24 protein-coding genes are annotated in these 26,810 nt (G+C 48.2%); 14 read left to right on the top strand and 10 right to left on the bottom strand.

Annotation, left to right across the window (positions count from 1 at the left end):
- Nucleotides 1-110: 110 nt before the first annotated feature.
- The 3 genes from GWC95_RS12120 to GWC95_RS12110 are packed head-to-tail and all read left to right on the top strand — an operon-like array spanning nt 111 to nt 3,477.
- Nucleotides 111-1,019 (top strand): transglutaminase-like domain-containing protein, encoded by a 909-nt coding sequence (locus GWC95_RS12120; protein WP_161818993.1) that lies wholly within the window; start codon nt 111-113, stop codon nt 1,017-1,019.
- Nucleotides 1,016-1,579, top strand: coding sequence for a hypothetical protein (locus tag GWC95_RS12115; protein ID WP_161818992.1), 564 nt, complete (start codon nt 1,016-1,018; stop codon nt 1,577-1,579). Before GWC95_RS12120 ends, GWC95_RS12115 begins: the two co-directional genes overlap by 4 nt.
- Nucleotides 1,579-3,477: a DUF3857 domain-containing protein gene (locus tag GWC95_RS12110; RefSeq protein ID WP_161818991.1), complete on the top strand. Its 1,899-nt coding sequence runs from the start codon at nt 1,579-1,581 to the stop codon at nt 3,475-3,477. Before GWC95_RS12115 ends, GWC95_RS12110 begins: the two co-directional genes overlap by 1 nt.
- Before the next feature lie 44 nt (nt 3,478-3,521).
- On the opposite strand, the gene GWC95_RS12105 is transcribed toward GWC95_RS12110, so the two are convergent.
- Nucleotides 3,522-4,559 carry a serine hydrolase domain-containing protein gene (locus GWC95_RS12105; protein ID WP_161818990.1) on the bottom strand — a complete coding sequence of 346 codons (1,038 nt, stop codon included), beginning with the start codon at nt 4,557-4,559 and terminating at the stop codon, nt 3,522-3,524.
- Nucleotides 4,560-4,831: 272 nt separating this feature from the next.
- On the opposite strand from GWC95_RS12105, the gene clpB reads away from it, so the two are divergent.
- Nucleotides 4,832-7,438 carry an ATP-dependent chaperone ClpB gene (gene clpB / locus GWC95_RS12100; RefSeq protein WP_161818989.1) on the top strand — a complete coding sequence of 869 codons (2,607 nt, stop codon included), beginning with the start codon at nt 4,832-4,834 and terminating at the stop codon, nt 7,436-7,438.
- A gap of 183 nt (nt 7,439-7,621) precedes the next feature.
- Nucleotides 7,622-8,131, top strand: coding sequence for a YdeI/OmpD-associated family protein (locus GWC95_RS12095; protein WP_161818988.1), 510 nt, complete (start codon nt 7,622-7,624; stop codon nt 8,129-8,131).
- An 86-nt stretch (nt 8,132-8,217) separates the two neighbouring features.
- On the opposite strand, the gene GWC95_RS12090 is transcribed toward GWC95_RS12095, so the two are convergent.
- On the bottom strand, nt 8,218-9,009 hold the full coding sequence (locus GWC95_RS12090) for an NIPSNAP family protein (RefSeq protein ID WP_161818987.1): 792 nt from the start codon (nt 9,007-9,009) through the stop codon (nt 8,218-8,220).
- A gap of 10 nt (nt 9,010-9,019) precedes the next feature.
- A complete protein-coding gene (locus GWC95_RS12085) occupies nt 9,020-10,315 on the bottom strand; it encodes a M20/M25/M40 family metallo-hydrolase (RefSeq protein ID WP_161818986.1) in 1,296 nt (431 codons plus the stop codon).
- Nucleotides 10,316-10,483: 168 nt separating this feature from the next.
- On the opposite strand from GWC95_RS12085, the gene GWC95_RS12080 reads away from it, so the two are divergent.
- Nucleotides 10,484-11,356 carry a DUF4382 domain-containing protein gene (locus GWC95_RS12080; protein ID WP_161818985.1) on the top strand — a complete coding sequence of 291 codons (873 nt, stop codon included), beginning with the start codon at nt 10,484-10,486 and terminating at the stop codon, nt 11,354-11,356.
- A 131-nt stretch (nt 11,357-11,487) separates the two neighbouring features.
- Nucleotides 11,488-12,720 (top strand): TCR/Tet family MFS transporter, encoded by a 1,233-nt coding sequence (locus GWC95_RS12075; RefSeq protein WP_161818984.1) that lies wholly within the window; start codon nt 11,488-11,490, stop codon nt 12,718-12,720.
- Nucleotides 12,721-12,893: 173 nt separating this feature from the next.
- Here the strand turns inward: GWC95_RS12075 and GWC95_RS12070 are convergent, their stop codons facing one another.
- The gene (locus GWC95_RS12070) at nt 12,894-14,747 is read right to left on the bottom strand and encodes a M61 family metallopeptidase (RefSeq protein WP_161818983.1); all 1,854 of its coding nucleotides are present in this window, start codon (nt 14,745-14,747) and stop codon (nt 12,894-12,896) included.
- Nucleotides 14,748-15,013: 266 nt separating this feature from the next.
- On the opposite strand from GWC95_RS12070, the gene GWC95_RS12065 reads away from it, so the two are divergent.
- The 7 genes from GWC95_RS12065 (at nt 15,014) to GWC95_RS12035 (ending at nt 20,877) form a co-directional block, all read left to right on the top strand.
- The gene (locus tag GWC95_RS12065) at nt 15,014-15,217 is read left to right on the top strand and encodes a cold-shock protein (RefSeq protein ID WP_161818982.1); all 204 of its coding nucleotides are present in this window, start codon (nt 15,014-15,016) and stop codon (nt 15,215-15,217) included.
- Nucleotides 15,218-15,408: 191 nt separating this feature from the next.
- Complete coding sequence (locus GWC95_RS12060; protein WP_161818981.1) at nt 15,409-16,230, top strand: purine-nucleoside phosphorylase; 822 nt, start codon at nt 15,409-15,411, stop codon at nt 16,228-16,230.
- A gap of 104 nt (nt 16,231-16,334) precedes the next feature.
- A complete protein-coding gene (locus GWC95_RS12055) occupies nt 16,335-18,362 on the top strand; it encodes a putative porin (protein WP_161818980.1) in 2,028 nt (675 codons plus the stop codon).
- 104 nt (nt 18,363-18,466) lie between these two features.
- Nucleotides 18,467-18,853, top strand: coding sequence for an HYC_CC_PP family protein (locus GWC95_RS12050; RefSeq protein WP_161818979.1), 387 nt, complete (start codon nt 18,467-18,469; stop codon nt 18,851-18,853).
- 146 nt (nt 18,854-18,999) lie between these two features.
- Entirely contained in the window at nt 19,000-19,356 is a 357-nt protein-coding gene (locus GWC95_RS12045) for a heavy-metal-associated domain-containing protein (RefSeq protein WP_161818978.1), read from the top strand.
- A 59-nt stretch (nt 19,357-19,415) separates the two neighbouring features.
- Nucleotides 19,416-19,928 carry a heavy-metal-associated domain-containing protein gene (locus GWC95_RS12040; protein WP_161818977.1) on the top strand — a complete coding sequence of 171 codons (513 nt, stop codon included), beginning with the start codon at nt 19,416-19,418 and terminating at the stop codon, nt 19,926-19,928.
- 136 nt (nt 19,929-20,064) lie between these two features.
- Nucleotides 20,065-20,877 (top strand): hypothetical protein, encoded by an 813-nt coding sequence (locus GWC95_RS12035; protein WP_161818976.1) that lies wholly within the window; start codon nt 20,065-20,067, stop codon nt 20,875-20,877.
- Between the two features lie 24 nt (nt 20,878-20,901).
- On the opposite strand, the gene GWC95_RS12030 is transcribed toward GWC95_RS12035, so the two are convergent.
- From GWC95_RS12030 to GWC95_RS12005, 6 genes are all read right to left on the bottom strand, one after another.
- Entirely contained in the window at nt 20,902-21,879 is a 978-nt protein-coding gene (locus GWC95_RS12030) for a YitT family protein (RefSeq protein WP_161818975.1), read from the bottom strand.
- Nucleotides 21,880-22,014: 135 nt separating this feature from the next.
- Nucleotides 22,015-23,214, bottom strand: a complete 1,200-nt coding sequence (locus GWC95_RS12025) for an ATP-grasp domain-containing protein (RefSeq protein ID WP_161818974.1) — start codon at nt 23,212-23,214, stop codon at nt 22,015-22,017.
- Nucleotides 23,215-23,363: 149 nt separating this feature from the next.
- Complete coding sequence (locus tag GWC95_RS12020) at nt 23,364-24,200, bottom strand: type 1 glutamine amidotransferase (RefSeq protein ID WP_161818973.1); 837 nt, start codon at nt 24,198-24,200, stop codon at nt 23,364-23,366.
- 78 nt (nt 24,201-24,278) lie between these two features.
- Nucleotides 24,279-25,397 carry a M42 family metallopeptidase gene (locus GWC95_RS12015; protein ID WP_161818972.1) on the bottom strand — a complete coding sequence of 373 codons (1,119 nt, stop codon included), beginning with the start codon at nt 25,395-25,397 and terminating at the stop codon, nt 24,279-24,281.
- Nucleotides 25,398-25,402: 5 nt separating this feature from the next.
- Entirely contained in the window at nt 25,403-26,308 is a 906-nt protein-coding gene (locus tag GWC95_RS12010) for a UbiA prenyltransferase family protein (protein ID WP_161818971.1), read from the bottom strand.
- A gap of 5 nt (nt 26,309-26,313) precedes the next feature.
- Nucleotides 26,314-26,766: a hypothetical protein gene (locus tag GWC95_RS12005; protein WP_161818970.1), complete on the bottom strand. Its 453-nt coding sequence runs from the start codon at nt 26,764-26,766 to the stop codon at nt 26,314-26,316.
- Between the last annotated feature and the right edge of the window lie 44 nt (nt 26,767-26,810).

The following is a 26,810-nucleotide window of genomic DNA, read 5'->3' as shown; positions in this document are numbered from 1 at the left end:
TTACATTACCGACCATCAAAGAAGGATCGATCATTGAGTACACGTATACGATCCAGTCTGATTTTATTTTTAATCTCCAACCCTGGGAGTTCCAGGGAAAATACCCTGTGTTGTACAGCAAGTATGAAGTGAGTATTCCTGAATTCTTCGGGTATGTTACGCTGCTGCAGGGATATCTTCCGTTTGCAGACAGGAAAACAGGACGGAGGAACGTAAACTTTTCGGTGACTTCGAGAGACGATGCTACAAGCTCTGCCAGGCAGAGCCTGAGCAGCGCTGTGGACGACATGACCTGGGTAATAAAAGATGCCCCGGCAATGAAAGAAGAGAGCTTTACAACAACGATCGATAACCACATCACAAAGATCGAGTTTCAGCTTGCGCAGTACCGTTTTCCAAACCGTCCTTACCAGGATGTGATGGGAAGCTGGGCCAAAGTGAATGAGACGCGCATGGAGCGTGAAGATTTCGGATCATTCAAACGCAACAATGGCTGGCTTGATGACGATATGAAACTGATCACCAAAGGCGCTGCCACGGCAGAGGAAAAGGCCAGAAAGATTTATGCCTATGTTCGCGACAACTTTACATGCACCGCATACGGCGGCACATTGTTGAGTGATGGTGTTTCGCTGAAAGATGTGTTCAAAAAAAAGAGCGGCACCACGGGCGATATCAATCTCCTGTTACTTGCCATGCTGCGCCACGAATCGATCACCGCAAACCCGGTACTGGTAAGTTCGCGCTCGCATGGGAAGGCACACCCGATCTACCCGCTGATGGATCGGTTCAACTACCTGGTTTGTGAAGCAAAATTCGGCGACACCAACACCGTTTACCTGGACGCGTCGCACCGCATGCTCGGGTTCAATAAATTGCCGGAACTGTGTTACAGCGGGCTTGCTTATACACTCGGCGACCTGCCCGCACCCGTTTCACTCGATGCAGATTCATTAACGGAAGAAGAGGTCACCAACCTCATCATCATTAATGATGATAAAGGATTTGTAGAACAATGAATAAAACATATGGCGACCGCGGGTCGTACCGCATGCGCGAGAAAATGGCAAAGAGCACGAAAGAGGAGGTGCTTAAAACCATTGCGGCAGCGTTGCCCGGGGAAGTAAAGGCAAGCAGTCTTGTAATAGATTCACTCAGATCGTACGATGAGCCATTTTCGTTGAGTTATGATCTGAAATTTGATTTCACCGAAGACGTGGTGTATTTCAATCCATTGTTAGGCGAGGCGATGAAGAAAAATCCATTCAGCTCTGCAAGACGGCTTTACCCGGTGGAGATGCCTTCAAAAATGAATGAAGTGTATATATTGAATATGGAGATACCGAAAGGGTACGCGGTAGATGAAATGCCCAAATCGGTTCGGTTTAAATTAAATGACACCGATGGTATGTTTGAATACCTGGTGTCGAAATCGGCCGAACGCCTGCAGATGCGTTGCCGCATAGCCCTCAACAAAGCGAATTTCGCCAACGAAGATTACGAATCACTGCGCGAATTCTTCTCTTTTGTGATCCAGAAACAGGGTGAACAGATCGTTTTCAAAAAAATCAAAAGCTGATGCGTTTTGCAATTGTAACGGGATTGTTGTTTTTGTTTCTGCCGGCCGGCGCGCAGAACTATGCCGTGGCGCTGATACCGGATTCGCTTATCAAGGACGCCAATGCGGTAAAACGGATGGAAGAGATCCGTGTAACGATGAAATCGCTCGACAAAGTCATCGTTAAGCGCCATTACGCGATCACCATCCTGAACGAAAAAGGCGATCGGTACGCACAGTACCAGAACAATTACAGCAGCCTCGAAGGGTTGAGTGATATCACGGGTAGCCTATATGACGCCTCCGGTAAAAAGATCCAGTCTGTAAAAAGAAAAGACATCATGGATGTTCCTGTTTCAGATGGCGCGAGCCTGATGAACGACGACAGGATTAAGGCGCACAATTTCTATCACCGGCAATATCCTTACACCATCGAGTACGAAGACGAGCAGCAGGCGAGGGGCAGTTTTTTTCTTCAGAACTGGCACCCCGTTCAAAGTACCTCCTACGCAGTGGAGCAAAGTCGTTACATCGTGGAGATCCCTGCAAATTATACATTGCGTATACAACAGAAGAATTCACCTGGCGACCCCGTTACCGTAAAAACCCCAGCGCTCACTTCCTATACATGGGAGCTGAAAAATTACAAAGCGGTTCAATCAGAAATCTATGGCCCGCCGATCAGTAAAATCGTTCCTTATGTGAACATCGGCGCAAGCGATTTTTCTTTTGGGGGATATACCGGTAACATGAATACCTGGCTCGATTTCGGAAAGTTCAACACAACGCTGGCAAAAGGCCGTGATGTATTGCCCGATAATGTAAAGAAAGATGTGCATGCATTGGTAGATGGCGTTGCTGATAAAAATGAAAAGATCGTAAGGCTCTACAATTACATGCAGGGCAATACAAGGTACATCGGTATACAACTCGGTATTGGCGGATGGCAACCCTTTGATGCGAAGTATGTGGCCACTAATAAATACGGCGATTGTAAGGCGCTTTCGAATTATATGGTAAGCCTGCTGAAAGAGGCAGGCATCAAAGCCAATACAGTGTTGATCTATGCCGGCGAAGGTGTCCGGGAACTGCAGGAAGATTTTCCACTTTCTTCTTTCAATCATATGATCGCCTGTGTGCCAGGCGAGAAAGATACCACCTGGCTTGAATGCACCAGCCAGACCCAGTCTGCCGGTTTCATGGGTAGCTTTACCGGCGGCCGGAAAGCATTGTTGATCGATGAGGATGGCGGTCATGTGGTTAGTACCCCCACTTACACCGCCGAAGACAACCTGCAGATGCGCAGCATCAATGCAGTAATAGACGGCGCCGGAAACCTTGTGGTAGATGTGAATACGCGTTTCACCGGCGAACAGCAGGAGCTGCAGCACCAGCTCATCCACGATGCAAATGCCGAACAGCGGGAGAAATACCTCAATTCAGTATTGGGATTGCCTACCTATAAAGTTGACAAATCTGAATACAAAGAAATTAAGGGCCGTCTGCCGGTGATCGATGAATACCTCCGGATCTCATCTCCTAATTTTGCAACCGTTTCTGGAAAACGGTTGTTTGTAGAACCCAATCTTTTTAACAAATCAACCCGCAGGTTGCCTGCTGAAGAAAAAAGAAAATACCCGATCGAATTCAGATCGGCATACAAGGATGTAGATACCATCAACATCAGCATGCCCGAAGGGTATGCGATTGAGTCGCTACCCAAAGATGTGGAGATCGCCAATTCATTCGGCCACTACAGCATGTGTTACAAAGTAGCCGGGAACAAAATAGAAGTGATCAGGGTGCACTCCATCAACAACGCAACGCTCGCGGCCGATGCTTATCCCGAGCTCGTGAAATATTATGATGCGATCTACAAGGCTGACAGAAACCGCATCGTTTTTGTGAAGCAATTGTGATTCCATAATTGGCTGCGACCACGGCTCAATGGTTGGGTCGCAGCCTATTTACATTGCGTTACAGGCAACTGCGCATCAAGCATCGATTTAATTTCCATCCACAAATTTCTTTTTTCATCGCCCAGGTCTCCTTTGGTTACGATCACCAGCGAATAGCCGCGGCATTTGTCGATCATCGTCCAGGTACCCGCTAGTCCCGGCACCGCGAGCACTGTGCCGATGTTGTTTTCGTTGGCTTCAACGATCCAGTTGCCCAATCCATAATTGTATCCTTCACCGGCTTTCGGTGCGTATTTGATCATAGCGGGTGTTGTGTAAATGGTTTGCATATCCGTAACCGCTTTTTCGCTGAGTATTGTTTTGCCGTTGAATGAGCCCTTGTTCAGCAGCATCGAAAGGAAATTGGTAAGGTCATAGGCCGTTGACATACCGCCTGCAGCCGGGTTTACCGCTCCGAAGCTGGAAAATGAAGTATTACGCATCATCAGCGGCCGCGTAATGCGCTCCTGCATGAGTTGCTCGAAACTCCTTTTGGTGATCACTTCCAGCACACGCCCTGCAATGGCATATCCGATATTGCTGAAGCGGAACTCGAGCCCCGGGTTGGATTGGATTTCTTTTTTAGCAGCATACTCTTCCACTTCTTCCTGCAGGGAGGCGTATTTTTTTCTACCGAACAGGTTCGACAAACGAACCGGCTCTGATTCAATACCTGTTAAATGTGCAAGACAATCTTTGATGGTAATGTATCCCTTTGAATATTTTGAAAAGAATGGAAGATAGGTGCTCACTTTATCGCCCAGCGAAATTTTCCCCTGGTCAACAAAACTCATCACCAGCGCCGCCGTCAGCCACTCACTTACCGCCGCAACCGGCACCTGCGTTTTGGTATTGAAATCTGTTCCGATGTTTTTCTGGTATATGATCTTTCCATCTTTCCAAACCAATGCCGATACAAAACCGCCCAGGTCCTTTTTTGCGTCGTCCAGTTTCTTATCGATCGCGGGGAAACTCATGAGTCCTTCGGGAATCTTATTCAACTGTGCATCTGCAAACTGAAAGAATAGCAGGAAAATCAACACAGCACTGACTTTTAAGCAGTTGGAACAAATTTTTGCGGACATAGTTACAGGGATTTTTGGGTTGGATTGTGTTTTGCAATGGGTTTAAAGATATTTGAAAAAACGCTACAATTTCCGGTTGCCACAGATTTCACGGATTTACACAGATGAACGTTCCGGTACAAAATAACCTAAAAAAATCTGTGTAAATCCGTGAAATCTGTGGCAATAAAAAATGGACACAGAAACAGACACAGAAGCACACACAGAAACAAGTACAAACACAAAACGATATGAACCTGAACAACTATACCATCAAAGCCCAGGAAACCATCCAGGCGGCCCAGCAGGTTGCCTATAACCATGGTAACCCGAACATTGAAACAAACCACCTTCTCAAAGCGTTGCTGGCTGATAAAGACAGCACGGTGGAGTTTCTCTTAAAAAGAAACAACGTTAACACTTCTTTCACCGAAACGAAGGTGGACGAAGGCATCGAAAAACTCCCCAAAATACAATCCGGCGAGCCCGCACAGAACATCAGCCGCGACCTGAATAATGTGTTGCTCAAGGCAAACAGCGCCCTGAAAGAATTCAAGGACGAATTCATCAGTCCCGAGCATCTGTTGCTTGCAATACTGCAGGTGAATGATGACACCTCGAAAACGCTGAAAGCTGCCGGGCTCACAGAAAAAGGGTTGATCACGGCGATAAAGGACCTGCGCAAAGGCAATACGATCCAGTCGCAGACCCAGGAAACGCAATTCAACACGCTCAACAAATATGCGAAGAACCTGAATGAGCTGGCAAGACAGGGCAAGCTTGACCCTGTGATCGGCCGCGACGAAGAGATCAGGCGCACGCTGCACATTCTTACACGCAGAACCAAAAATAACCCGATACTGGTGGGCGAACCCGGTGTAGGTAAAACAGCGATCGTAGAAGGGCTCGCCATGCGGATCATCAATGGAGATGTGCCGGATAACCTGCGCTCGAAAAATATTTTTGCACTCGACATGGGGCAACTCATCGCCGGTGCTAAGTACAAAGGAGAATTTGAAGAAAGATTGAAGGGTGTTGTAAAGGAGGTGCAGGACAGCGACGGGGAGATCATTCTTTTCATCGATGAGATCCATACCCTGATCGGCGCCGGGGGCGGCGATGGGGCGATGGATGCCGCCAACATACTGAAACCCGCACTCGCACGCGGTGAACTGCGGGCCATCGGTGCAACCACGCTGAACGAGTACCAGAAATATTTTGAGAAAGACAAAGCGCTCGAACGCCGGTTCCAGAAAGTGATCATAGACGAGCCAACGGTGGAAGATGCGATCTCTATTTTACGGGGGTTGAAAGACAGGTATGAAACGCACCATCATGTACGCATAAAAGACGAAGCGATCATAGCAGCCGTGGAACTTTCTACACGATATATGACGGACCGTTTTTTGCCTGATAAAGCAATAGACCTGATCGATGAGAGCGCGGCGAAACTCCGTCTTGAAATGAACTCCATGCCGGAAGAACTGGACCGCCTGGAAAGGCAGATCCGCCAGCTCGAAATTGAACGTGAGGCGATCAAAAGAGAGAACGACGAAGCAAAGCTGAAAGAACTCAACATCCTGATCAGCAACCTTGCAGTGGAAAAAGATACGCTCAAATCGAAATGGAAACAGGAAAAGGAACTTGTAGAAAAAGTACAGAGCGCAAAAGCAGGAATTGAACAGCTGAAGCAGGAAGCCGACCAGGCCGAACGCAATGGCGAATATGGAAAAGTAGCTGAGATCAGGTACGGAAAGATCAAGGAACAGGAGAAGCTGATCAGCGAGATCACGGCGCAGATAGAAAGTTCTACAGACAAACGTCTGTTGAAAGAGGAAGTGGATGCAGACGATATAGCCGCGAATGTGGCAAAAGCAACCGGTATACCCGTTGCCAAAATGTTGCAGAGCGAACGGGAGAAACTGTTGAACCTGGAAGAAGAGTTGCACGAGCGCGTGGTTGGACAGGAAGAAGCCATCACCGCGGTAGCCGATGCGATACGCAGGAGCCGCGCAGGATTGCAGGATCCAAAAAAACCGATCGGTTCCTTCATATTTCTCGGAACCACCGGTGTTGGTAAAACGGAACTGGCAAAAGCACTGGCCGATTACCTGTTCGATGATGAGAGCATGATGACGCGCATCGACATGAGCGAATACCAGGAAAAACACACCGTTTCACGCCTGGTAGGAGCGCCTCCGGGTTATGTTGGATATGATGAAGGCGGCCAGCTCACCGAAGCCGTGCGCCGCAAACCATACAGCGTTGTACTGCTGGATGAAATTGAAAAAGCACACCCTGATGTATGGAACATATTGTTGCAGGTTTTGGACGACGGCCGGCTTACAGACAACAAAGGGCGCGTGGTGAATTTCAAGAACACGATCATCATCATGACCAGCAATATCGGAAGCCACCTGATACAGGATGCTTTTGAAAAAGTGAACGAAAAAAATGTAGACGAGGTTACCGATAAAGCAAAATCAGAAGTGATGGCTTTGCTGCGTCAAACGATACGTCCGGAGTTCCTGAACCGTGTGGATGAGATCATCATGTTCAGCCCGCTGATGAAAAAGCAGATCGAAGGCATCGTGAAGATACAGTTGGAGGGACTGAAACATTTGGTAGCGACAAACGGGATCAACCTGAAATTCAGCGATTACCTGCTCGAGTTTTTAGCAGAGCAGGGTTACGATCCGCAGTTTGGTGCAAGGCCCTTGAAAAGGCTGATCCAGAAACAGATTATTAACGCGCTGAGTAAAAAAATATTGGCAGGCGACATTGACAAAACAAAGACAGTGTTGGTAGATGTGTTTGATGGAGTTGTTGTTTTCAGAAATGAAGACGACAACAAGTGAGTGTGATGTGTGAATGGTAAAGGGTTCGGATTTTTTTCCGGGCCCTTTTTTATTGCCACAGATTTCACGGATTTACACAGATGAATGTTCCGGTACAAAACAACCTGAAAAAATCTGTGTAAATCCGTGAAATCTGTGGCAACAACGATGCTCGAAATTCACCCATTTTCCCGAAATTGAACCATGATCAGATTCACCGCAACCATCCGCAAATTTGATGAACAGGGAGAGAAAACCGGCTGGACGTACATCGAGGTTCCCCAGGATCTCGCGGACCAGCTCAAGCCCAACACCAAAACATCCTATCGCGTAAAAGGAAAACTCGATAAGCACAGCATTGCCGGCGTTGCAATGTTGCCGATGGGTGCAGGCACATTCATCATTCCCCTGAATGCAACCATGCGCAAAGCGATCGGTAAAAAGAAAGGAGCGATGCTGGATGTGCAGCTCGCGGTAGACAACATGCCTCTTCAACCACCACCTGGTTTCATGGAATGTCTTGCCGACGAGCCCCAGGCCAAAGCATTTTATGAATCCATGAAGTTATCCCACCGTAATTATTTTATCAAGTGGATGGGCGGCGTAAAATCGGAGGCGGCGCAGGCAAAAAGGATCGCGCAGGTTATTACAGCGCTTTCCCGGGGACAGAATTTTGTTGAGATGATCAGGAGCGCGAAAGCGGCGCGGCTTTAAAAAAAGAAGACAAGGATCGGGAAAACAGGTGTTGCAAAAGCAACTGTTTTCCCGATCCTTGTCTTCCGCTTCTTGTATACTTGTCGTTACAATTCCGAAAACTCCGCAGGATTCAAAAGGATGGTCTCGTTCCTCGAAACTGTGTTCAGGTATTCGGGAACTACTTTCAACTTCATCCATTCAGGATCTTCTCCAAATTTTTTCCAGTGTTCGTCCCGGTCTGCCTTGTTGTTGAAACTGGTCATGTACATGAGATTGGGCATACGGCTTCCGGCGATCACTTCACCATAAAATACGGCGTTGAAATTGAGCCGTTTAAAAAGTGCGATCTCTCCGCCTGCATTGAACATTTTTACTTTCTGGCGATACAATCGCTGCGTAGCCGATTCATAGCTCCGCAACTCATACACCCTTTCTGTTTTGTTTCCGCTGAGCGATGGAATATTATAGGTCGGCATCATTGGAAATGCTTTCAATACCATGGACTCTGTTCTTACAAATGTGGGTGCATTGAAGGCGGCATCTAAAAATGCATTCGCGCCTTTCAGCTTTGCATCGGTCATGGTCAATTCTTCGATCATATTCAGATCCTCCAGTGACCGCAGCGGGATGAACAGGTAAACACGTTTGTCAACAGCCGTATCGTTGCCGATCGGGTGGTACACACCTGTTTTCCCGATGCCCGCCCGATGCAATGCAGGGATGAAGTCGTCCTTTAAAAAATTTTCTACCTGTGCCACCTGCTCATTGGAAGCTACACGAAAGAGTTTGATCTCATAATAACTCCGGTTGTCGGGCGCCGTTTTTTCATTCGCAAAAATCGCGGACGATAAAAGCAGCGATAAAAAGGCCAGGGCAATTCTTGTTTTTTGTATCATGATTTTATTTTTAGTCAGCATTGATCAATCGGTAAATCAAAATGGCCGCTCGTTGCGCAAGCACCGGCATTTCTTTTAGGTTGATGGTTTCGCCCGGCGCATGCGCACCACGGCCCGAAGCGCCAAGCCCGTCGATGCAGTCGAGGTATTGCGCAACATAGGAAACATCGCCCGCACCCCTTGAACCCGGGTCGCCGGCACGTGTGGGGCCGAGTCCCATGGCACGGCTCACACTGTCGATCACCCGCAGTATGCGGTTGTTGCCCTCGGTAGGTTCCATCGCCGGTATACCGTTATGGAAACTGATCTGCGCCTTTGTGCCGTTCAGGTTTTGCGCAACGATGGCCCTCATTCTTTCACGCGCACTTTCTTTTTGCGCCTCGGTAAGAAAACGCAGGTCGCCGGTTACCATTACTTCGGGTGAAATAATATTGGTCTTTCCCGAAGCTTCGCCTTTCGAGTTTGCGTCATCGTATTTCATATCGGAGCCACCCAATATCAATCCGGGGTTGAACGTAAGGTATTTTTCTTTGGACAGTTCTTCCCTGAATCCATTCAGGATGCGCGAGGCTTCGTAGATGGCGCCATACCCCGCGCCGGCGCTGAACACGCCCGATGAATGGCCCGTTTTTGCGGTCACATGTAATTTCCAGCCGCTCGTTCCCCGGCGTGCCGTGGCAACGGATGTAAGGCTGGTAGCGCCCTCGAACGCAAGCGCCACATCACAATTTTTGGCGCGGTTGATAAAGTCTGCACGGCTGACGGTATTGGGTATGCCCGCTTTCTCTTCATCGCCGGTAAAGTAAACGGTGATGTTGGCGTTGTTGAGCAGGTTCAGCGACTGCAATGCCTGCAGCGCGAGGATCACGATCACGTCGCCGCCTTTCATATCGTTCACACCTTGGCCGGTGGCGGTGGAATCATTTAGTTTTTTATAAGGGGAGAAAGGAAGATCGGGTTCGAACACGGTATCGAGGTGGCCGATGATGAAGATCTTTTTTCCTTTTTTGCCTTTCCGTGTTGCCACAAGATGCCCTGCGCGTTGCAGTGAATCGGGCAGGTTCACCCATTCTGTAACAAACCCGGCTTTTTTGAATTCGCGCGCAAAAACATCACCAACTTTTTTTACGCCTGCCTTGTTAAGCGTTCCACTGTTGATGTTTACCGATTCAGCAAGCAGCTTTTCGGCATCAGGTGTGTGGAGGTTGATGAATGAAACGATTTTTTTTTCCGTATCGCTCAATCCCTGCCCGAAAATACCCTGGCAGGCAAGCAGCGTGCAAATAGCGGGTAGTATCTTTCTCATAGGGCAATTTAGGGGAAAAACGGTTTTGAGCCGCAGGGTTTTGGCTTCGGGGTTAGAAACCTCACGCCGCCGGTTTAACAAACCCTTAAACACCCGCAGCACAATTCTTGATCCGGAAACCAGAAGTTCGATACATGGCGCGACTGTTACTTAAAAAACCAAGATCCAATGAAAAACAAACACACCCTCCTGGGCCTCGCCATGGCCCTTGCCGTTGTATGCTTCACGGCATGTAAAAAAAACGACTCGGCCGGTGCTGAAGTGGCTGCCGGCAAACAACAGTTATCACTTTATTTAACGGATGCACCTGGGCTTTTCGACCATGTATACGTGGATATCAAATCAGTGAAAGTGCTGGTGGATACAAGTAAGGATACGCGCCGCCACGACAACGAAGACTGGGACCGCCGCGGTTCAAACGACCGCAAAAACGACTCTTCGTTTGTTTGGGAAGAGCTCAGCATCAGGGCGGGCGTTTACGATATCCTCAATTTCAGGAACGGCGTAGATACTTTGTTTGCATCGAATACGATCGTAAACGGATCGATCCGTTTGATCAAGGTTGAATTGGGTACGAACAACTCGGTGGTAAAAGACAGCGTAACCTATCCTGTTTCATTGCCGTTGGGCGACAAGAATTATGTGCTGATCAAACTGAGGGGAAATGAATGCGAAGAATTTGTTCCGGGCAGGCGGCGCCTCTGGCTCGATTTCGATGTGTCGCGCTCGGTGATCGTGGATTTCCGCAACCAGTTCTTCCTGCGCCCCGTGTTCCATTTCTTTACAGTGAGCACAACGGGTAGCATTGCGGGAAGGATAGAGCCGAAAGACGGTTTCCCGGTCGTATCCGTTTACAATTCGGCAGATACGGCGTATGCGCTTCCGGACAGGAACGGTAATTTTAAATTACGGGGATTGAAAGAGGGAACCTACACTGTTTTTGTAAATGCATCCAATGGTTACAAAGACGCAACGATCGGAAATGTGGTGGTAAAAGCGCCTGGCGAAACATCCGTGGGAACCATCAAGTTGTCTAAATAACGTTCCCATAATTGATATTGTTTAAAAAAGAGAGTAGCGATACTCTCTTTTTATTTTTATCGAAATAAGCCCTGTTTTTTTTCGTTTTTCGCTCAGGAAAACCCCATTTTGCAGTCTAATCCACACAGACCATGGCAACAAACCGCAAAGCCGCGATGGGCTTTATCTTTATTACATTATTGATCGATATCACCGGGTTCGGCCTCATCATACCCGTGATGCCGCAACTGATCGAAAAGCTGTTGGGCGTGGCAGACAACAGCAAGGCCTCATTGTACGGCGGCTGGCTCACTTTTGCTTACGCGATCATGCAGTTCCTGTTTGCGCCAGTACTTGGTAACCTGAGTGATAAATATGGAAGAAGACCGGTATTGCTTTTTTCTTTGCTGGGATTTGGCATCGATTATCTTTTTCTTTCCTTCGCACCTTCTATCGGGTGGCTCTTTGTTGGCCGCGTGATCGCCGGTATTACGGGGGCAAGTTTTACAACGGCTTCTGCATACATTGCCGACATCAGCACAGCCGAAAACCGTGCACAGAATTTCGGGATGATCGGCGCTGCTTTCGGTATTGGCTTTATTCTTGGCCCGGCACTGGGCGGTTTGCTGGGAGAACTTGATCATCGCGTACCTTTTATCGTTGCTGCCGGGCTCGCCCTGCTCAATGCGGCATACGGGTTCTTCGTGTTGCCCGAATCGCTCGACAAAGCGCACCGCCGCCCTTTCGAATGGAAGCGCGCAAACCCGGTTGGCGCCTTGCTGCAGCTGCGTAAATATCCGGCGGTTATGGGATTGATCGGGTCGCTGATCCTGGTATATATCGCTGCGCACGCGGTGCAGAGCAACTGGAGCTTTTTCAACATCGAAAAATTCAAATGGACACCGAAGATGATCGGCATCTCACTGGCCGTGGTTGGTTTGCTGGTAGGTGCGGTGCAGGGAGGGCTGGTGCGTATTGTGATCCCGAAAATCGGGAATGAAAAAAGCGTGTACATGGGATTGGCACTGTACGCCCTTGGCATGTTGCTTTTTGCATTCGCCACACAAAGCTGGATGATGTTCGTGTTCCTCGTTCCTTATTGCCTGGGCGGAATAGCGGGGCCGGCTTTGCAGTCCATCATCTCCGGCCACGTTCCGCCAAACGAACAGGGCGAGCTGCAGGGGGCGCTTACGAGCCTGATGAGCCTGACCTCGATATTCGGCCCTTTGCTGATGACGGGCCTGTTTTCCTATTTTACAAAATCAACCGCGCCTGTTTATTTTCCAGGCGTCTCATTCCTGGTAGGAGCGATCCTCCTCATCGCAAGCGCAATATGGGCCTACGTTGCGCTGAAGGAAGAAAAGGCGCATATGAACGAACCGTAGGTACTCCCTCGCAATTCCTATCAAATAACATAAACAAAAAGCCCCTGGTTTACATACCGGGGGCTTTTTGCAAGAGACAATTTGATGGGTGAGTTCTTATGAAGATCAGTATTGTTGATCGTCTGAGCTGTTGTTGATCACCTGTGCTGTTGTTGGTCGCCTGACCAACAACCCTATTTCGCTTTCGATGTGAACCAGCTATCCCTGATCTTCTGCATTTCCGCCGTTACCGTTTTGTTTGTGCTTTCAACAGGAACCAACGTCACACCGGTTTGTTCTTTCAACACAAGCGTTGTTGTTTTTTCTACGCCGCGATGCTTGTAGGTAACTGTTACTGCATCGCCCGGTTTTTTGCTGTTCACGAATTTGGTTACATCTGCCTGGCTCTTCACATCGTTGCCATCGAGTTTAAGGAGTTCATCGCCGGTATCGAGGCCCGCTTCGTAGGCGGCAGTTCCGCGTGTGGTATTTCTTTCGATGGTCAGTTTTTCTTCCGAAGAAGCATTCCCACTGATTGTTCTGCCGCCAAAACCGCCACCGGTAAAAATGCCCATGGTGGCTTTGCCCGCGTTGGGGTTTTTGATTTCGTATCCTGCCTTCGCCATCAGCGAGGCGTAGTCGATCTGCTCATGCCCGTTGATGTATTTGCTGAAAAAATCGCCTGCAAATTTTGCATCGGTGATGCCCGCGAGTGTTTCCTGCATGGTAGCAACGGTGTAGGGGATCTCGGTTTTGCCAAAACGCTTCCACATCGCCTGCATGAATGCATCCAGCGTTTTGTTGTAACGGGTCTGCAGTTCAAGATCAAGCGCCAGCGCTATCAATGCGCCGTATGTATAATACGATGTGAACATATTGCCGTAATTGTTTTTGTCGATCGATACGGCAGCATCAACAAAAACGGCGTGGTTGCTGGCTTCTACAGGACTGTAAAATTTCGCGCCCGGGCTGTTCATTTTTGTATTGATCAGGCTGGCGGCCGTATTCAGGAAACTGCTGCTGCTTTGCAGGCCAGCGCGGGTGAGGAGCAGTCCGCCGTAGTACTGTGTAAACCCTTCTGCGCACCAGAGCTCATTGCTCATGTTGCTTTTTTCGAAATTGAAAGGTTCGAGGGTTTTAGGGCGTATGCGTTCCACGTTCCAGTTGTGAAAATATTCGTGGGAGAAAACGCCGAGCAAACGGTCGGCATTGAACCCGTTCATGGTGGTGGTGATCATGGTAGAGTTCCGGTGTTCCATTCCGTCGCCGCTCACGTAAGGGTTGGCGCCGGCGATGAAGGTATAGGAGCCCCAGTCGTATTTGGGGAACTCTCCAAACACGGCTTTTGCTTCGTTTACGATCTTCTTCACTTTATCGGCCAGCTCATCGGCCTGTGCCGGCGTGGCGGCAGATTCGAGCGCAATGCGGAACGTATAGTTTGCTCCGTCGGGGTTTTGTGCGGTCCACTGGCGAATGGTCTGGTCGCCGATCTTGGTAGGACTATCCATGAAATATTGCAGGTTGGGCGCTTTGAAGCCATTCGGCTCTGCATCCGGAGCCAGTTGGGTGGCAAATACGCCCTTGTTTTCTTTGGGCAGGTCAAAACGGATGGAGATCGGTGCATTGTCGAGCCCCTTCATCCACATAAAAGTGGCGGGCATGTTGAGGTGGATGCTTTCCGGGTCGATGCCAACGTAGGTGCCATCGGCATGGTTACCAAAAAGGGTATAGCTTACGGTAATGGTGCCGGTATGTTTCGGAACCTCCCATACATCGCCATCGATGCGGTTTATTACCAGTGATTTACCGGTTTGGTCTTTCGCGGTCACATCATACACATTCTTACCGAACTCATGCGTTGCGTAACGGCCGGGGGAGGAGCGGCTCATTTTGAACACGGCGGGTTTAGGCGCGATCCCCGACACGGTCAGGTCAATACGCGCTTCGTGGTGAACCGCGTTGGGAAACGACATCTTATACGCTACTTTCTGTGCCGAAACGATCAGCACCAAAAAAAGCGAAAACGAAAAGCAGGCAATTTTTCTCATGAAATGATTGTTTGTGGATAGATCGCTAAATTAAGGAGTTTGGAGCGATGCGTTTGGCGCAACGGTGGTGAAATCGGGTAAAATGGGATAAAATAAGGTTTCCCAAACTGTATTATGCCTATTCCCGCTATTTTAACACATTGCGCTCAGTCACAGGCTGATCAGCGCTACTCTAACGCGCCTTTAACAACACACCTGCATTTTTATTAGGAACGAAAGCATAAAATGGCTAACTTTGCGCCTTAATAAATTTACAATTTTTACAAATGGACACACAAATCACAGGAACTGTAAAGTTCTTCAACGAAGAAAAAGGTTTTGGTTTTATCAAGCATGATAACTCTAACAAAGAAACTTTTGTACATGCAAATGGCCTGGTTGACCAGATCGAAGCGAACGACAAAGTAGTTTTTGATGTACAAGAAGGACGTAAAGGCTTAAATGCCGTTAACGTTAAACGTTTAAGTTAATAACTGAACATCTTAACCTGATATAGGCCATTCAGCTCGCTGAATGGCCTTTTTCTTTGCCGGAACGAAGGGGCCGCCAACCGGGTCGTTTCCATTGGATGCTCTCTTAATTTAAAAAAGCCCGCAGCTCACAGCCGATAGCCGCAGCTTTTACCACCCCCGTCGTTATATTTGCTGCTTAATACATTCACATGTCAGAAACAATGCAACAGTTACAGGAAACCGTCGCTTACATACGCGGCCTGGTATCCGGAGAAGCCAAAACAGGGATCATTTTGGGCAGCGGGTTGGGAAACCTTGCCAACGATATCAAAACAGAAATAGAAATATCCTACAACGATATCCCGCACTTCCCGGTGAGCACCGTGGAAGGGCACAAGGGCAAACTCATTTTTGGTGAACTCGGCGGTAAAAAAGTATGGGTGATGGGCGGCCGTTTTCACTATTACGAGGGATATACGCCGCAGCAGGTTGCATACCCGGTAAGGGTAATGCGTTTGCTGGGTGTGGAAACACTTTTACTCTCGAATGCCGCAGGCGGTGTACAGGATGGTTTCAGGATCGGCGACCTTATGATCATCACAGACCACATCAGCCTCTTCACCGTAAACCCTTTGCTCGGGAAAAACGAAGAAGCACTGGGCACACGTTTTCCTGATATGAGCGAGCCCTACAGCAAAGCGCTCATCAAAAAAGTACAGGAGATAGGCAAACAAAACAACATCGAACTCAAACAGGGCGTATACCTGGGTGTAACCGGCCCCACCTTCGAAACACGCGCCGAATACAAACTCATTCACATACTTGGCGGCGACGCAGTGGGCATGAGCACGGTACAGGAAACCATAACCGCGGTGCATTGCGGAATGAAGGTATTCGGTATCAGCGTGATCACCGATCTCGGCATCCGCGAAGAAGAAAATACCATCACACACGAAGAAGTATTGCAGGCAGCGAAAGATGCCGAGCCAAAACTCACTTTGTTGTTTACAGAACTCGTGAAATCTTTGTAGGGCGCGATTGAAAGGTTATAAAAACGAATGGTGCTCCTGTTCACGATCAATGATTCACGGATTTTTTAACTTCGGGTTTACTTTATTTATCTCACATTCACCCCATGCTTCTACAGCTACTCAAAAAAATGCCGGTCGTTCTGCTGCTGCTTTTGGGCAACCGCGCATTGGCGCAGGTACAGTTGCGCGGAACCAACGGGGCTGTGGGACAGCGGCCACAGGTGGGCTATGATGCGCAGGGGCGGCCGATCAAGAAAGCCGGCGGACAGGATTCGTTGCAGCGGCGCGACAGGAACGCGGATTCGATCACGATCTTTTTTAAGTACTACGATTCTTCCAGGCTACGCACAATCGATTCTTCGATCAACGATTTTACAACGCGTTTCCCCTTGCCGTATTATTACCATTCACTTGGGAACTATTCCACCGCATCCCAATCCTTTTTTTTCAATCCATTGATGAAGGCCGGGTTCGATGCGGGTTTCCATCAATACGATATCTATGCCTTCACTTTAGAAAACACCAAACTCTACCAAAGCACACGACCCTATACAGAGCTGGCCTATGTGTTGGGAAGCAAGGCCGAGCAACTGGTGAACGTGCTTCATACGCAGAATAAAAAAAGCAATTTCAATTTTTCACTCGAGTACCGGTTTAACAACGCGCCCGGTTTTTTAAAAACGCAGAACGCGAGCCAGAACAACATGCGGTTCGTGGCACATTACCAGACGCTGAATAAAAAATACGAGGTCTCGTTCATTTATATTTCCAACAAGAGCGCCTCTTCCGAAAATGGCGGGTTGCAGAGCCCGTCTAAACTGGATAGCCTTGCACTGAACGATCCATACGAACTCGAAACACGACTGGGCCGCCCGGGCAGGGCATTGCGCAACCCGTTCAATACAACGGTCAATACTGGCAATACGTACAAGAATTCAAACCTGGTTATACAACACCATTACGACCTGGGCACAAAGGATTCGCTGGTTACGGATTCTGTTACGTACCGCCTGTTTTATCCGAGGTTCCGAATCGAACATATTTTGCGTATCGGTTCAAGTAGTTACCAGTTCCTGGACAACTTTCCCGATTCAACCAACTATGCGCGGTACTTCAACGCGGTGCCGGGCGGAACAACGGTGCGGTATTACGACGCATGGAACGAGCTGAACAACGAGTTCAGCCTGATCTCGTTCCCGCAAAAAAACAACCTGGCCCAGTTCCTGAAAGCGGGTGTGGCCATTCAGAACCTGAAAGGCACATTCGACACAACATCTACCACAAGGTTGTACAATTTCTCGGTACTTAGCGAATACCGCAACCGCACACGCAACCAGCTTTGGGATATTGAGGCGAAAGGACAGTTTTACATCACCGGCTTTAACTCGGGCGATTACGAAGCCTACATCAGCATGCAGCGGATGCTGGGCCGCAAGCTCGGCTACCTGCGCATCGGGTTCCAGAACGTGAACCGTTCACCTTCGTATATTTTAAACCCGGCAAGCAGCTTCCCGGTTAAAAACCGCGGGTCGTATGCAAAAGAAAACATCATCCGTTTCTTTGCATCGTACGATCACCCGAAGGGGTGGAAATTTGGCGGGGAATATTTTGCGGTAACGAATTACATGTATTACGACAGTTTCTTTTCTGCCAAACAACACGCAACACTGTTCAACGTACTGCACCTTACCGCCGAAAAGAAATTCAAGCTCGCGCGCTACTGGAACCTGTATACAGAAATCCATGTACAGCAGGCGCCGGGGCAGGATGTGCTTAATATTCCAACCGTACTGACCCGCAACAGGCTCGCGTTTGAGGGGAACTTTGCAACCAATCTCTTTTTGTCTACAGGGCTGGAATTGATCTACAATACGGCTTACAAGGCCGACAATTATTCTCCCTTCATCGGCCAGTATTTTGTACAGAACACGTCAACGATCAGTAACCGGCCAACCATCGACGCGTTTGTTCATTTCCGCATCAAAAGTTTCAAAGGGTTTTTCCGCCTGGAAAACCTGAATACGATCAACCTGAAAACAGGATCGTTTAACAAACTCAATTTCGCCGCCGACAAATATCCCTATACCGGCCTGTGGTTAAGGTTCGGGCTTTGGTGGAATTTTGTGAACTGACGGTTACAGATCTGGATATGCATGTCACGGCGATCCCATAGCGGTTAACCGGGTTTAACATACAAACCGTGCCTCCAAACTAAAAAACCACCTACATTTGTAACATGAAACGCCCGGCAGTATTCTTATTGGCACTCATTTACCTCGCCCTTTCGAGTGGTGTGGTGATGAATATCCATTACTGCATGGGTAAGATCAGTTCGGTGAAACTGCAGACCTGGACACCAGGCTCATGTGTTTGTGGTAAAAAAGCAAAATCGAAATCAGGGTGTTGCAAAACAGAACTGAAAGTGGTAAAGATGCAGGACGCGCAGAAAATCGCGCAGGCCGATCATTCGCTCCAGCTCGCGGTTGCTGTATTGAGCACCAATTCGAACTTGTTGCAGGCGCCGTTTTACAACGCTTCATCAACCATCATCCCGGGTGAACATTCCCCACCTTTGCGCTCGCGGCAGGATACTTACCTGCAGAATTGTGTTTTCAGGGTCTGATACTCCATTTGTTAAGACAGCTATTGGTTTGTAACCAGTTCCTGTAAAATTGCCGTGGCCCTTTTTGCCTGCGTGCAAAGCATTTTATTGAACCCTATTCCGGAAACCCTTCGCCGGTATTTCTTTCAAATTTAAAAACACAAAAAATGAAAACACAATCAATCATACTCGCTATTGTATTTGTATGCAGCGGATTATTTACCAATGCACAAACCGCGGCTACCAAATCTGAAAAAATAAAAGTTTGGGGCAATTGCGGCATGTGCCAGAAACACATCGAAAAAGCGGCTAAGGAAGCTGGGGCCAGCAAAGCAGCCTGGAACAAAGACACGCACATCCTTACCGTTAAATACGATGCTGCAAAAACAAGCAACAAACAGATCCAGGAAGCCGTTGCCAAAGCAGGTTACGATACAAAGGATCTTACAGGCAACGACCTGGCTTACGAAAAACTCGATGAGTGCTGCAAATACGATCGCAAAGCATCAGAGAAAAAACAGTAACCATTAAATGCTGTGGGTTGCGGGCCTCGCCTGCAGCCCTTCGCTCAAAAAAATAATTGATGAAAAATATATTGATCCTGTTCCTGCTCGGGTTTTCATTGCAGGGCAGTGCACAGATAAAAAATGCCACGTTACAGGCAAGTGGCCTCACCTGCGCCATGTGTTCAAAAGCGGTGTACAAGGCGCTGTCGGGCGTTTCCTTTGTTGACAAGGTGAGCGCAGACATTGAAGGCTCTTCTTACGACCTTACTTTCAAGCCCGGCGCAAAAATAAATCTCGACGCATTGAGCAAGGCTGTTGTAGATGCCGGTTTCTCGGTGTCTAAACTGAAAGTAACCACAGAATTCAATAACACGAAGATCCAGAACGATGCGCATGTATCTCTGAACGACCAGTCGTTTCATTTCCTCAATGTAACACCGCAAACATTGAGTGGAACAAAAACGGTAACGGTGGTTGACAGGAATTTTGTTTCTGCCAAAGACTACAAAAAGTTCAGCAAACTTACTTCCCTGAAATGTTACGAATCCGGAACAATGGAGGGGCAGCGGATCTATCACGTTACGTTGTAACCTTTTTGAAAGTGCTGAACTTTTCAGCAACCGTTCAGCAAACTGTTTACGCATCAATACGCATATGCATGGCGGGATTGCACTGGCCTGAATCAGTGTGATCCCGCGCTGCATACCTGCGTTCATTAATATTTATATGAACAGACTAATTGTTTTTGTACTTGTTTTATTGTCTTCAACATTATCTGCGCAGGAGCTGTATGTGTTCTCGGAGCCTGCGAGCAATATGCCTGCGCATTCCATTTCATTGAAACAGACGGCGAAGGTCCTGCGGAACAGATACAGTGGTAATACAGAGAGCCGTCATACTTCCGAAGTGATGTGGGGCGTCAACAAAAACCTGATGCTGCATGGGGCCGCAACGTTCTCCGACATGTATTCGTCAAACCTGCGGTGGGAGAGTGCGCGCGCATACGGCAAATACCGTTTTCTTTCAAACGACGGCATGTATTCGCATTTCAGGATGTCTGCATTTGCGGAAGCATCCGTGAGCCGCAACAATGCGATGTACGACGAGCTCAGCATCGACGGCGATCAGGGCGGTATACAGGCAGGCATCATCGCTACGCAGTTGCTGCACAAACTTGCGTTGTCTGCCACGCTGGGCAGGACAGAGGTACTGCAATCAAGCAGGTGGGATAAAAGCAGCACGTTGTCCGTTCCGTATTCTGCGTATACTTATTCTTTATCAGCGGGATACCTCGTGCTTCCGCGGAAATACACGAGTTACGACCAGACCAACCTAAACCTGTATGTTGAGTTATTGGGGCAGCAGACAACCGGTGTCAGTAAATATTACATCGATCTCGCACCTGCGGTGCAATTGATCTTTAGCAGTACCGCGAAGCTGAATGCGGGCTACCGTTTTCAATTGGGAAGCGACATGAGAAGGATGGCCGCTAACAGTTGGCTGCTGAGTTTTGAGTGGACCTTCCTGAATGTAAAATAGCGGGTCTTTGTTGCCTTAGGTTGGTTAATGTTTCAGTGATCGCTTCTTGATCATGCCGCCTTTCGTGTCTTTCACACTGTGCATCACCACGAAGGCATTGGGGTCTATTTTGAGGATCTCGGTATTAAGCTTGTTTAATTCGAGACGTGTGATAACGGTGTAAATAATGTCAACATCATTTCTCTCGCCATGGCTTCCAAACCCGCGCTTCCCTTTGTAAACAGTTAACCCGCGGCCCATTTTTTCAATGATCATCATGCGGATCTCGTTGCTGTGCGAAGAAACGATGGTTACGCCCGTGTATTCATCAATACCTTCAATAACAAAGTCGAGTGTTCTTGATGCAACCAGGTAGGTGATCATCGAATACAAAGCTGTTTCGATGGTGAGCAGCCAGGCTGCAGCGGAGAAAATGAAGATGTTGAATACGATGATGATGTCGCCGATGGTAGTGCCGATCTTCCGGCTTATGAAAATGGCGAGCACCTCCGTGCCATCGATCACCGCGCCACCCCTTACGGAAAGGCCGATGCCCGCACCAAGAAAAAATCCACCGAATACCGAGACCAGGAGCTTGTCGTGCGTTACTTCCGGAAAATGTACGAACGCAACGCAAAGGGAAAGCCCGGTGATGGCGATGGCTGTTTTTACGGCAAATGCTTTACCGATCTGTTTGTATCCAAGAAAAACAAAAGGAATGTTTACGAGGAGCAATAAAATATAGATCGGTGTTTGTGTTACTTCGGAAACCAGCAGCGAGATACCTGTTGCGCCACCATCGATGAAATTGTTGGGCAGCAAAAAACTTTCAAGGCCAAACGCCGCACATCCTATGCCTGCGACCATCAGCAAGGCATCTTTTATACCACGAAATACATTGATCTTCAATTCGCGGTAAGCTTTTGCCAGCGCGTATTGCGAGTAGTCGTTAATATACGTGCCGCCTGATTCTTTCGGGCGCAGTATGGTCTCTGTAAGAATTTTGGTCCAGAATGAATTCATCGCTTTAAAAATACAAATTTTGAAGCGAATGGTCTTGTTTTTAACATTTGCGATGCGCAGATGTTAACCGCAATCCGGAGATATTGTTTTCAATTATTATTTATACCAGCGTGGTTGTGCCGTGTTACCTGTTATTCAATCTTCCTCGAAATAAACAAGGCTGCCACCCACCCATTCTTTGTCTTTGTTGTAGCGCACACCAATCATTTTTCCCTTGCTTAAACGCGCGAGGTTGTTGGTGGCGATGGGTCTTGGTTCGCCGTCTTTCCAGAAATAAAAAATGCGGATCTCTACTTTTGCAGGAACATCCGGAGTGGGAATGATGTCGGCGTATTTTACTTTACGCTGCAGGATCCAGTTGTGGGGATCGGTAACTTTATCAATGTCGGCCTGCGTTACATCGATCACAACCCCTTGCCCTGCGAAGGAGAACAATGGTTTCAACACATAATTCCCGAGATCGGAAGGCATTTCCCTGATCTTATCAAGGAACCATGTTTTGGGAACATAAGGATGATCGATGAACGGTAATGTGTATTTGCTGATCCTGTAAAACCAATTGGGATGCGGTACCCATTCAACATCAAGATCGCTGAGCAGTAATTTTCCTTTCTCCTGTATTTCGGGCGATTGCTGTTGCAGGTCGTCGAAGATGATGCGGTTGTAAATTCTTTTTACGGGGATCTGCTCTCCGTTTTTTGTGTAGAATAGTTTTTTTCCTTCCTGTACCAGTTCTGTAAGACAAACAACGGGAATGCCTGTATAATCCGTGGTACAGTAAAAATCGATCTTTGTTTTTTGCTGGTGTGGTAATAGCTCGAGCAATATCACGTGTTCGGGCTGGTGTGTGCCGAGTATGACTTCTTTCAGAAGCGAAATGTATTTTTCTTTGTTGAAGCCGTTCAGGTATGATGAATATCCTGCGGGAACATCAAAATGTTTACGGGTGATCTCGTCCTGGAAAACCTGGTAGGCGAACAGGGTAGGGAAGCCCTGCATTTCGATGAGCTGCGGTTCGTATTCGCCGTTCTCATTTTCGCAGATCCCAAAATCGAATGCGATGAAATGGGTGTGGTCGTTCTCGTTTGGAACACGCACGTCGTCAGGGATGGCGTGCGAGGTCAGCGTTTTAAAATTGTATTGTGTGATCACATCTACAATACTTTCGCAGGCAGAAAGAATCTTGTGTTTAAAGGACCTGTCAACAAAAACCGGTGTTTCCGCTACGCGGAACTCGATGGCACCGGGATGTTGCTTGTTGAGGTCTTCAAGGTAGGCATTGTATCTTTCTGTGGTGAATGTATCGTTGAACTGTTTCCTTAATTCTTTTACCATGATCTCGGGTTTTGATCCGGGGTTAAATGATTTCAGTGTGATGCTGTTCGATAGCAGAAGATACATCATCTGTGCAAACAAATCAAAATCGATGGCCACAGATTTCACGGATTCACACAGATGTCATTTGTGTGTGGGGTGTGCCGGCTTCATGGATGGGTTACAAGTTCTCCGACCGCATAGTTCAGGAAATTGGGAAGCACGTGCTGGTAGGTCCACATGATCTTTTCCGGGTCCTGTAACTGTTCCACCATGCTTTGCCATTTGCTTTCGCCATGGTTCTCGATCACGGTTTGTTTTTTGTCTTCGCGCTGCAGGTACATGCTCATACCTGTAGCATCGGCTTCCGGGTGAAACTGTGTGCCGAGGAAATGATCGTTGAAACGGATGGCCATCACGGCTCTTTCATAAGGCACATGCGGGCGGTTCTTTTCGATGGCGAGCAGTTTTGCGCCCATTTCCCTGAGCCGGGAATGATCGGGCTCGATTACCTGGTAATCGCGGCTGTCTACGCTGTAGAAAGGATCACGCAGCCCTTCAAAAACCGGTTCCTGTTTTCCATCCGCCAGCATGTGTATCGGGAACACGCCAAAGGCGGTAGATACGCGTTTGCACACCGTACCCACCTGGTAATACCTGCACGCAAGCTGGAAGCTGTGGCAGATAAAGAACACATGTTTTTTAGGAAACCCTTCCACGCTGTTGTTCCATTCTTCCATCGAACGGAGCCAGCCGAAATAACTGTTCTCCCATTCGCTGCCCTCGCTTTCGAGCGGTGAGCCGGGGCCGCCGCTGGAGATATAAATGTCATAAGAAGTATCGGGTACTTCCAGTGCAAGTCTTACGTTGAACTCATCGTACACCAATTCAAACTGGTTCTGCTGCGCCCAGTGTTCCAGTATCTCACGTATACAACGCATGCCCTGGTTGGCCTGTCCTTCGTAAAGATCCAGTATAGCGATGCGTATGTTTTTCTGATCGGTCATTTCGGATTGGTAATGGTTAATCGGCAAACAATGATTAAAAAGGCAGGCCATCTTTAACCATCCATTGCCATTATTGAATCAAAAGTAGCTAAGGTTTGTTTTGGGTGTAAGTGCCAGTAAGGTCTGGTACATCAGTTTGATCGTTTGTTCGATATCGCTTTTGTGCAGCATTTCCACCGTGGTGTGCATGTAGCGCAGGGGGATAGAAATGAGTACCGAAGGGCAACCGTCGTTTGCATAGGCAAAACTATCGGTGTCGGTTCCGGTGCTGCGGCTGAGTGTGCGGGTTTGAACGGGGATCTTGTTTTTCTCGGCCGTATCCTGCACCAGCTGCAGGAGCTTGTTGTGAATGGCCGGCGCATACGCGAGCGAAGGGCCCTTGCCACACTGGATATCCCCCTCTACAATCTTGCTGATCAAAGGGGTGCTTGTATCGTGTGTCACATCCGTAATGATGGCAACATTTGGTTTGATGCGCCGCGCGATCATTTCCGCGCCGCGGAGGCCGATCTCTTCCTGTACGGCATTTACTACGTATAATCCGTATGGTAATTTCTTTTTGTTGTCTTTCAGCATACGCGCCACTTCCGCGATCATGAACCCGCCTACCCGGTTGTCGAATGCGCGGCCGATGAGGTAGTCGTATGCGAGTTCATCGTATCCCTCTTCATATGTTACCACGGAGCCGATGTGGATACCGAGCGCCTCCACTTCCTTTTTGGTGCGGGCGCCGCAGTCGAGGCAAAGGTTGTCCACTTTCGGCTGTGGTTCCTTTGTATCGGGATTACCGAGCCTGGTATGGATCGCCGGCCATCCGAATACCGCTTTAACCGGCCCTTTCTTGCCATGGATCCATACCCGTTTTGCGGGTGCCACCTGGTGGTCAACCCCGCCATTGCGTTTGAGGTAGATAAGGCCCTGGTCGTTGATGTAGTTCACAAACCAGCTGATCTCATCTGCATGCGCTTCTATTACTACCTTGAACGGTGCTTCGGGATTGATCACGCCCACCGCGGTTCCGTAAGGGTCTGAGAAGATGTTGTCTACAAAGGGCCTTACATATTCCATCCATAATTTTTGTCCGCCGCTCTCAAAGCCAACAGGAGAAGGCGTATTGATGTAGTTGCGGAAAAAATCCATTGCCGTGTTGGAAAGGATCGACTTCGGTTTTGCGCCGGTATTCTTTGATTTTGCCATGGTTCTTATTTTATGAGTGTAATGCCAATGCTACCGCAGATCGCTTTAACCAGCATCAGTCCGTCAATGATTGCAAGATAATAGAGAATGCTTTTACGGCGGTGCATGGAATAGGCAACAATTATCAACAATATAAAAGGCAAAGTGTTGATGAGGATGCGCAAAAACGGGAAATCGCGGATGATGCCGAAAAGGATAAAGGTGCCGAGGCCGATCAGCGACAACGGTATCAGTATGTAAAAGATCGTTTTTCGCAACCCATACCTTACTACGAATGTTTTCAGCTGCTGGTTGTGATCGGCCGCGTAATCCTTGATATCAAACATGATGCAAAGCATGGTGATATACATAAAATTCTTAATAAACAGCAGCAGGGCGATCAGATCGGGTTTATATACCGCGTGTTGCTCGATGCTGCTGAACACAACCGGGTAGGTGGTAACGCATCCCGCCCATACAAACCCGATCACGAAAGGTTTGAGCCACCCGTTGTTGCGCAGGCTGTGGGTAGACCTGTTGGGTGAGGCGCTGCCATAATACAACGCGGCCACAACGGGAAACACGGCGATCAGCGCCCACTCCTGCAGGTCAAGGTGGCTGATGGCGCTCCAGTTGGCGGTTAGCAACCGGTATCCCGAGCCGATCACAAAAACGGTAAGAACGGCCTGCGACCAGCGCAGCAAGCCCCTCTTCTCAAAATACCATTGCGCGCGCAGGTTGGTAGTATGGGCAGAAGGTTCTGCAATGTAGGCATGCGTATAATACAGCACCGTTGCACAGAAAACAAAGAAATAGTAGGTAAAACCGTTCAGCGCAGCGTGCTGCTGCAGGCTTGCTTCAACCGAAAGGGCAACAGCGCAGATGCCGTAGAAATAATTGCCGAAGAAAAGAAAACGGGTGGCTTCCTTCAATCCATTTATTTTAACAGGATAATGTTTGGAGATGTGATGGTATCGCTGATGTTATTGGCCTTGTCTTTGAGCCAGAATTTGAAAACAGCCGTATCCGCCTTGTTCGAGCAACCTGCCATACTTTCGTAGCCGGTGATGTTTGTATTGTAACCGTAGCCGATCTCCAGTATCCCTTTCAGGTTCGAAGTAGGGGTGAAGCTGGGAACCCGGTTTTTGCTCAGGAATTGTACGCCCTGCTGTGTCGGGCATACCTTTGAAATCTTCTGAACATAAAGCGTGTCCTGAATATCGCCTTCCTTATCGGTAAATTCGATCTCGAAAAGAAGCAGTCCACCGGGAGATATTGATGTAGAATTGGTGCTTTTGATGGTGATGTGCGGCTTGCTGTTGTAGGTGTCTTTGCTGCAGCCATAAAACATCGCCGCAATTGCCAATACTATCAATATTTTTGTCTTCATTCTTTTCACTTTCTATTCAAATTTAGTTAAAACATTACAATACA

Origin of the sequence: Sediminibacterium roseum (assembly GCF_009939005.1) — a bacterium.
GTDB classification, from domain to species: domain Bacteria; phylum Bacteroidota; class Bacteroidia; order Chitinophagales; family Chitinophagaceae; genus Sediminibacterium; species Sediminibacterium roseum.
Note: the sequence above shows the minus strand (reverse complement) of the source record. Positions and strands in the feature narration are given on the sequence as shown.

Excerpts from the sequence above, each read along its gene's own strand:
- GWC95_RS12045 (WP_161818978.1), top strand. The coding sequence starts at position 19,000 with ATGAAAACACAATCAATCATACTCGCTATTGTATTTGTATGCAGCGGA.
- GWC95_RS12080 (WP_161818985.1), top strand. The coding sequence starts at position 10,484 with ATGAAAAACAAACACACCCTCCTGGGCCTCGCCATGGCCCTTGCCGTT.
- GWC95_RS12115 (WP_161818992.1), top strand. The coding sequence starts at position 1,016 with ATGAATAAAACATATGGCGACCGCGGGTCGTACCGCATGCGCGAGAAA.
- GWC95_RS12055 (WP_161818980.1), top strand. The coding sequence starts at position 16,335 with ATGCTTCTACAGCTACTCAAAAAAATGCCGGTCGTTCTGCTGCTGCTT.
- GWC95_RS12065 (WP_161818982.1), top strand. The coding sequence starts at position 15,014 with ATGGACACACAAATCACAGGAACTGTAAAGTTCTTCAACGAAGAAAAA.
- GWC95_RS12110 (WP_161818991.1), top strand. The coding sequence starts at position 1,579 with ATGCGTTTTGCAATTGTAACGGGATTGTTGTTTTTGTTTCTGCCGGCC.
- GWC95_RS12005 (WP_161818970.1), bottom strand. The coding sequence starts at position 26,766 with ATGAAGACAAAAATATTGATAGTATTGGCAATTGCGGCGATGTTTTAT.
- GWC95_RS12025 (WP_161818974.1), bottom strand. The coding sequence starts at position 23,214 with ATGGTAAAAGAATTAAGGAAACAGTTCAACGATACATTCACCACAGAA.
- GWC95_RS12035 (WP_161818976.1), top strand. The coding sequence starts at position 20,065 with ATGAACAGACTAATTGTTTTTGTACTTGTTTTATTGTCTTCAACATTA.
- GWC95_RS12060 (WP_161818981.1), top strand. The coding sequence starts at position 15,409 with ATGTCAGAAACAATGCAACAGTTACAGGAAACCGTCGCTTACATACGC.
- GWC95_RS12070 (WP_161818983.1), bottom strand. The coding sequence starts at position 14,747 with ATGAGAAAAATTGCCTGCTTTTCGTTTTCGCTTTTTTTGGTGCTGATC.
- GWC95_RS12095 (WP_161818988.1), top strand. The coding sequence starts at position 7,622 with ATGATCAGATTCACCGCAACCATCCGCAAATTTGATGAACAGGGAGAG.
- GWC95_RS12015 (WP_161818972.1), bottom strand. The coding sequence starts at position 25,397 with ATGGCAAAATCAAAGAATACCGGCGCAAAACCGAAGTCGATCCTTTCC.
- GWC95_RS12075 (WP_161818984.1), top strand. The coding sequence starts at position 11,488 with ATGGCAACAAACCGCAAAGCCGCGATGGGCTTTATCTTTATTACATTA.
- GWC95_RS12050 (WP_161818979.1), top strand. The coding sequence starts at position 18,467 with ATGAAACGCCCGGCAGTATTCTTATTGGCACTCATTTACCTCGCCCTT.
- GWC95_RS12030 (WP_161818975.1), bottom strand. The coding sequence starts at position 21,879 with ATGAATTCATTCTGGACCAAAATTCTTACAGAGACCATACTGCGCCCG.
- GWC95_RS12090 (WP_161818987.1), bottom strand. The coding sequence starts at position 9,009 with ATGATACAAAAAACAAGAATTGCCCTGGCCTTTTTATCGCTGCTTTTA.
- clpB (WP_161818989.1), top strand. The coding sequence starts at position 4,832 with ATGAACCTGAACAACTATACCATCAAAGCCCAGGAAACCATCCAGGCG.
- GWC95_RS12020 (WP_161818973.1), bottom strand. The coding sequence starts at position 24,200 with ATGACCGATCAGAAAAACATACGCATCGCTATACTGGATCTTTACGAA.
- GWC95_RS12085 (WP_161818986.1), bottom strand. The coding sequence starts at position 10,315 with ATGAGAAAGATACTACCCGCTATTTGCACGCTGCTTGCCTGCCAGGGT.
- GWC95_RS12040 (WP_161818977.1), top strand. The coding sequence starts at position 19,416 with ATGAAAAATATATTGATCCTGTTCCTGCTCGGGTTTTCATTGCAGGGC.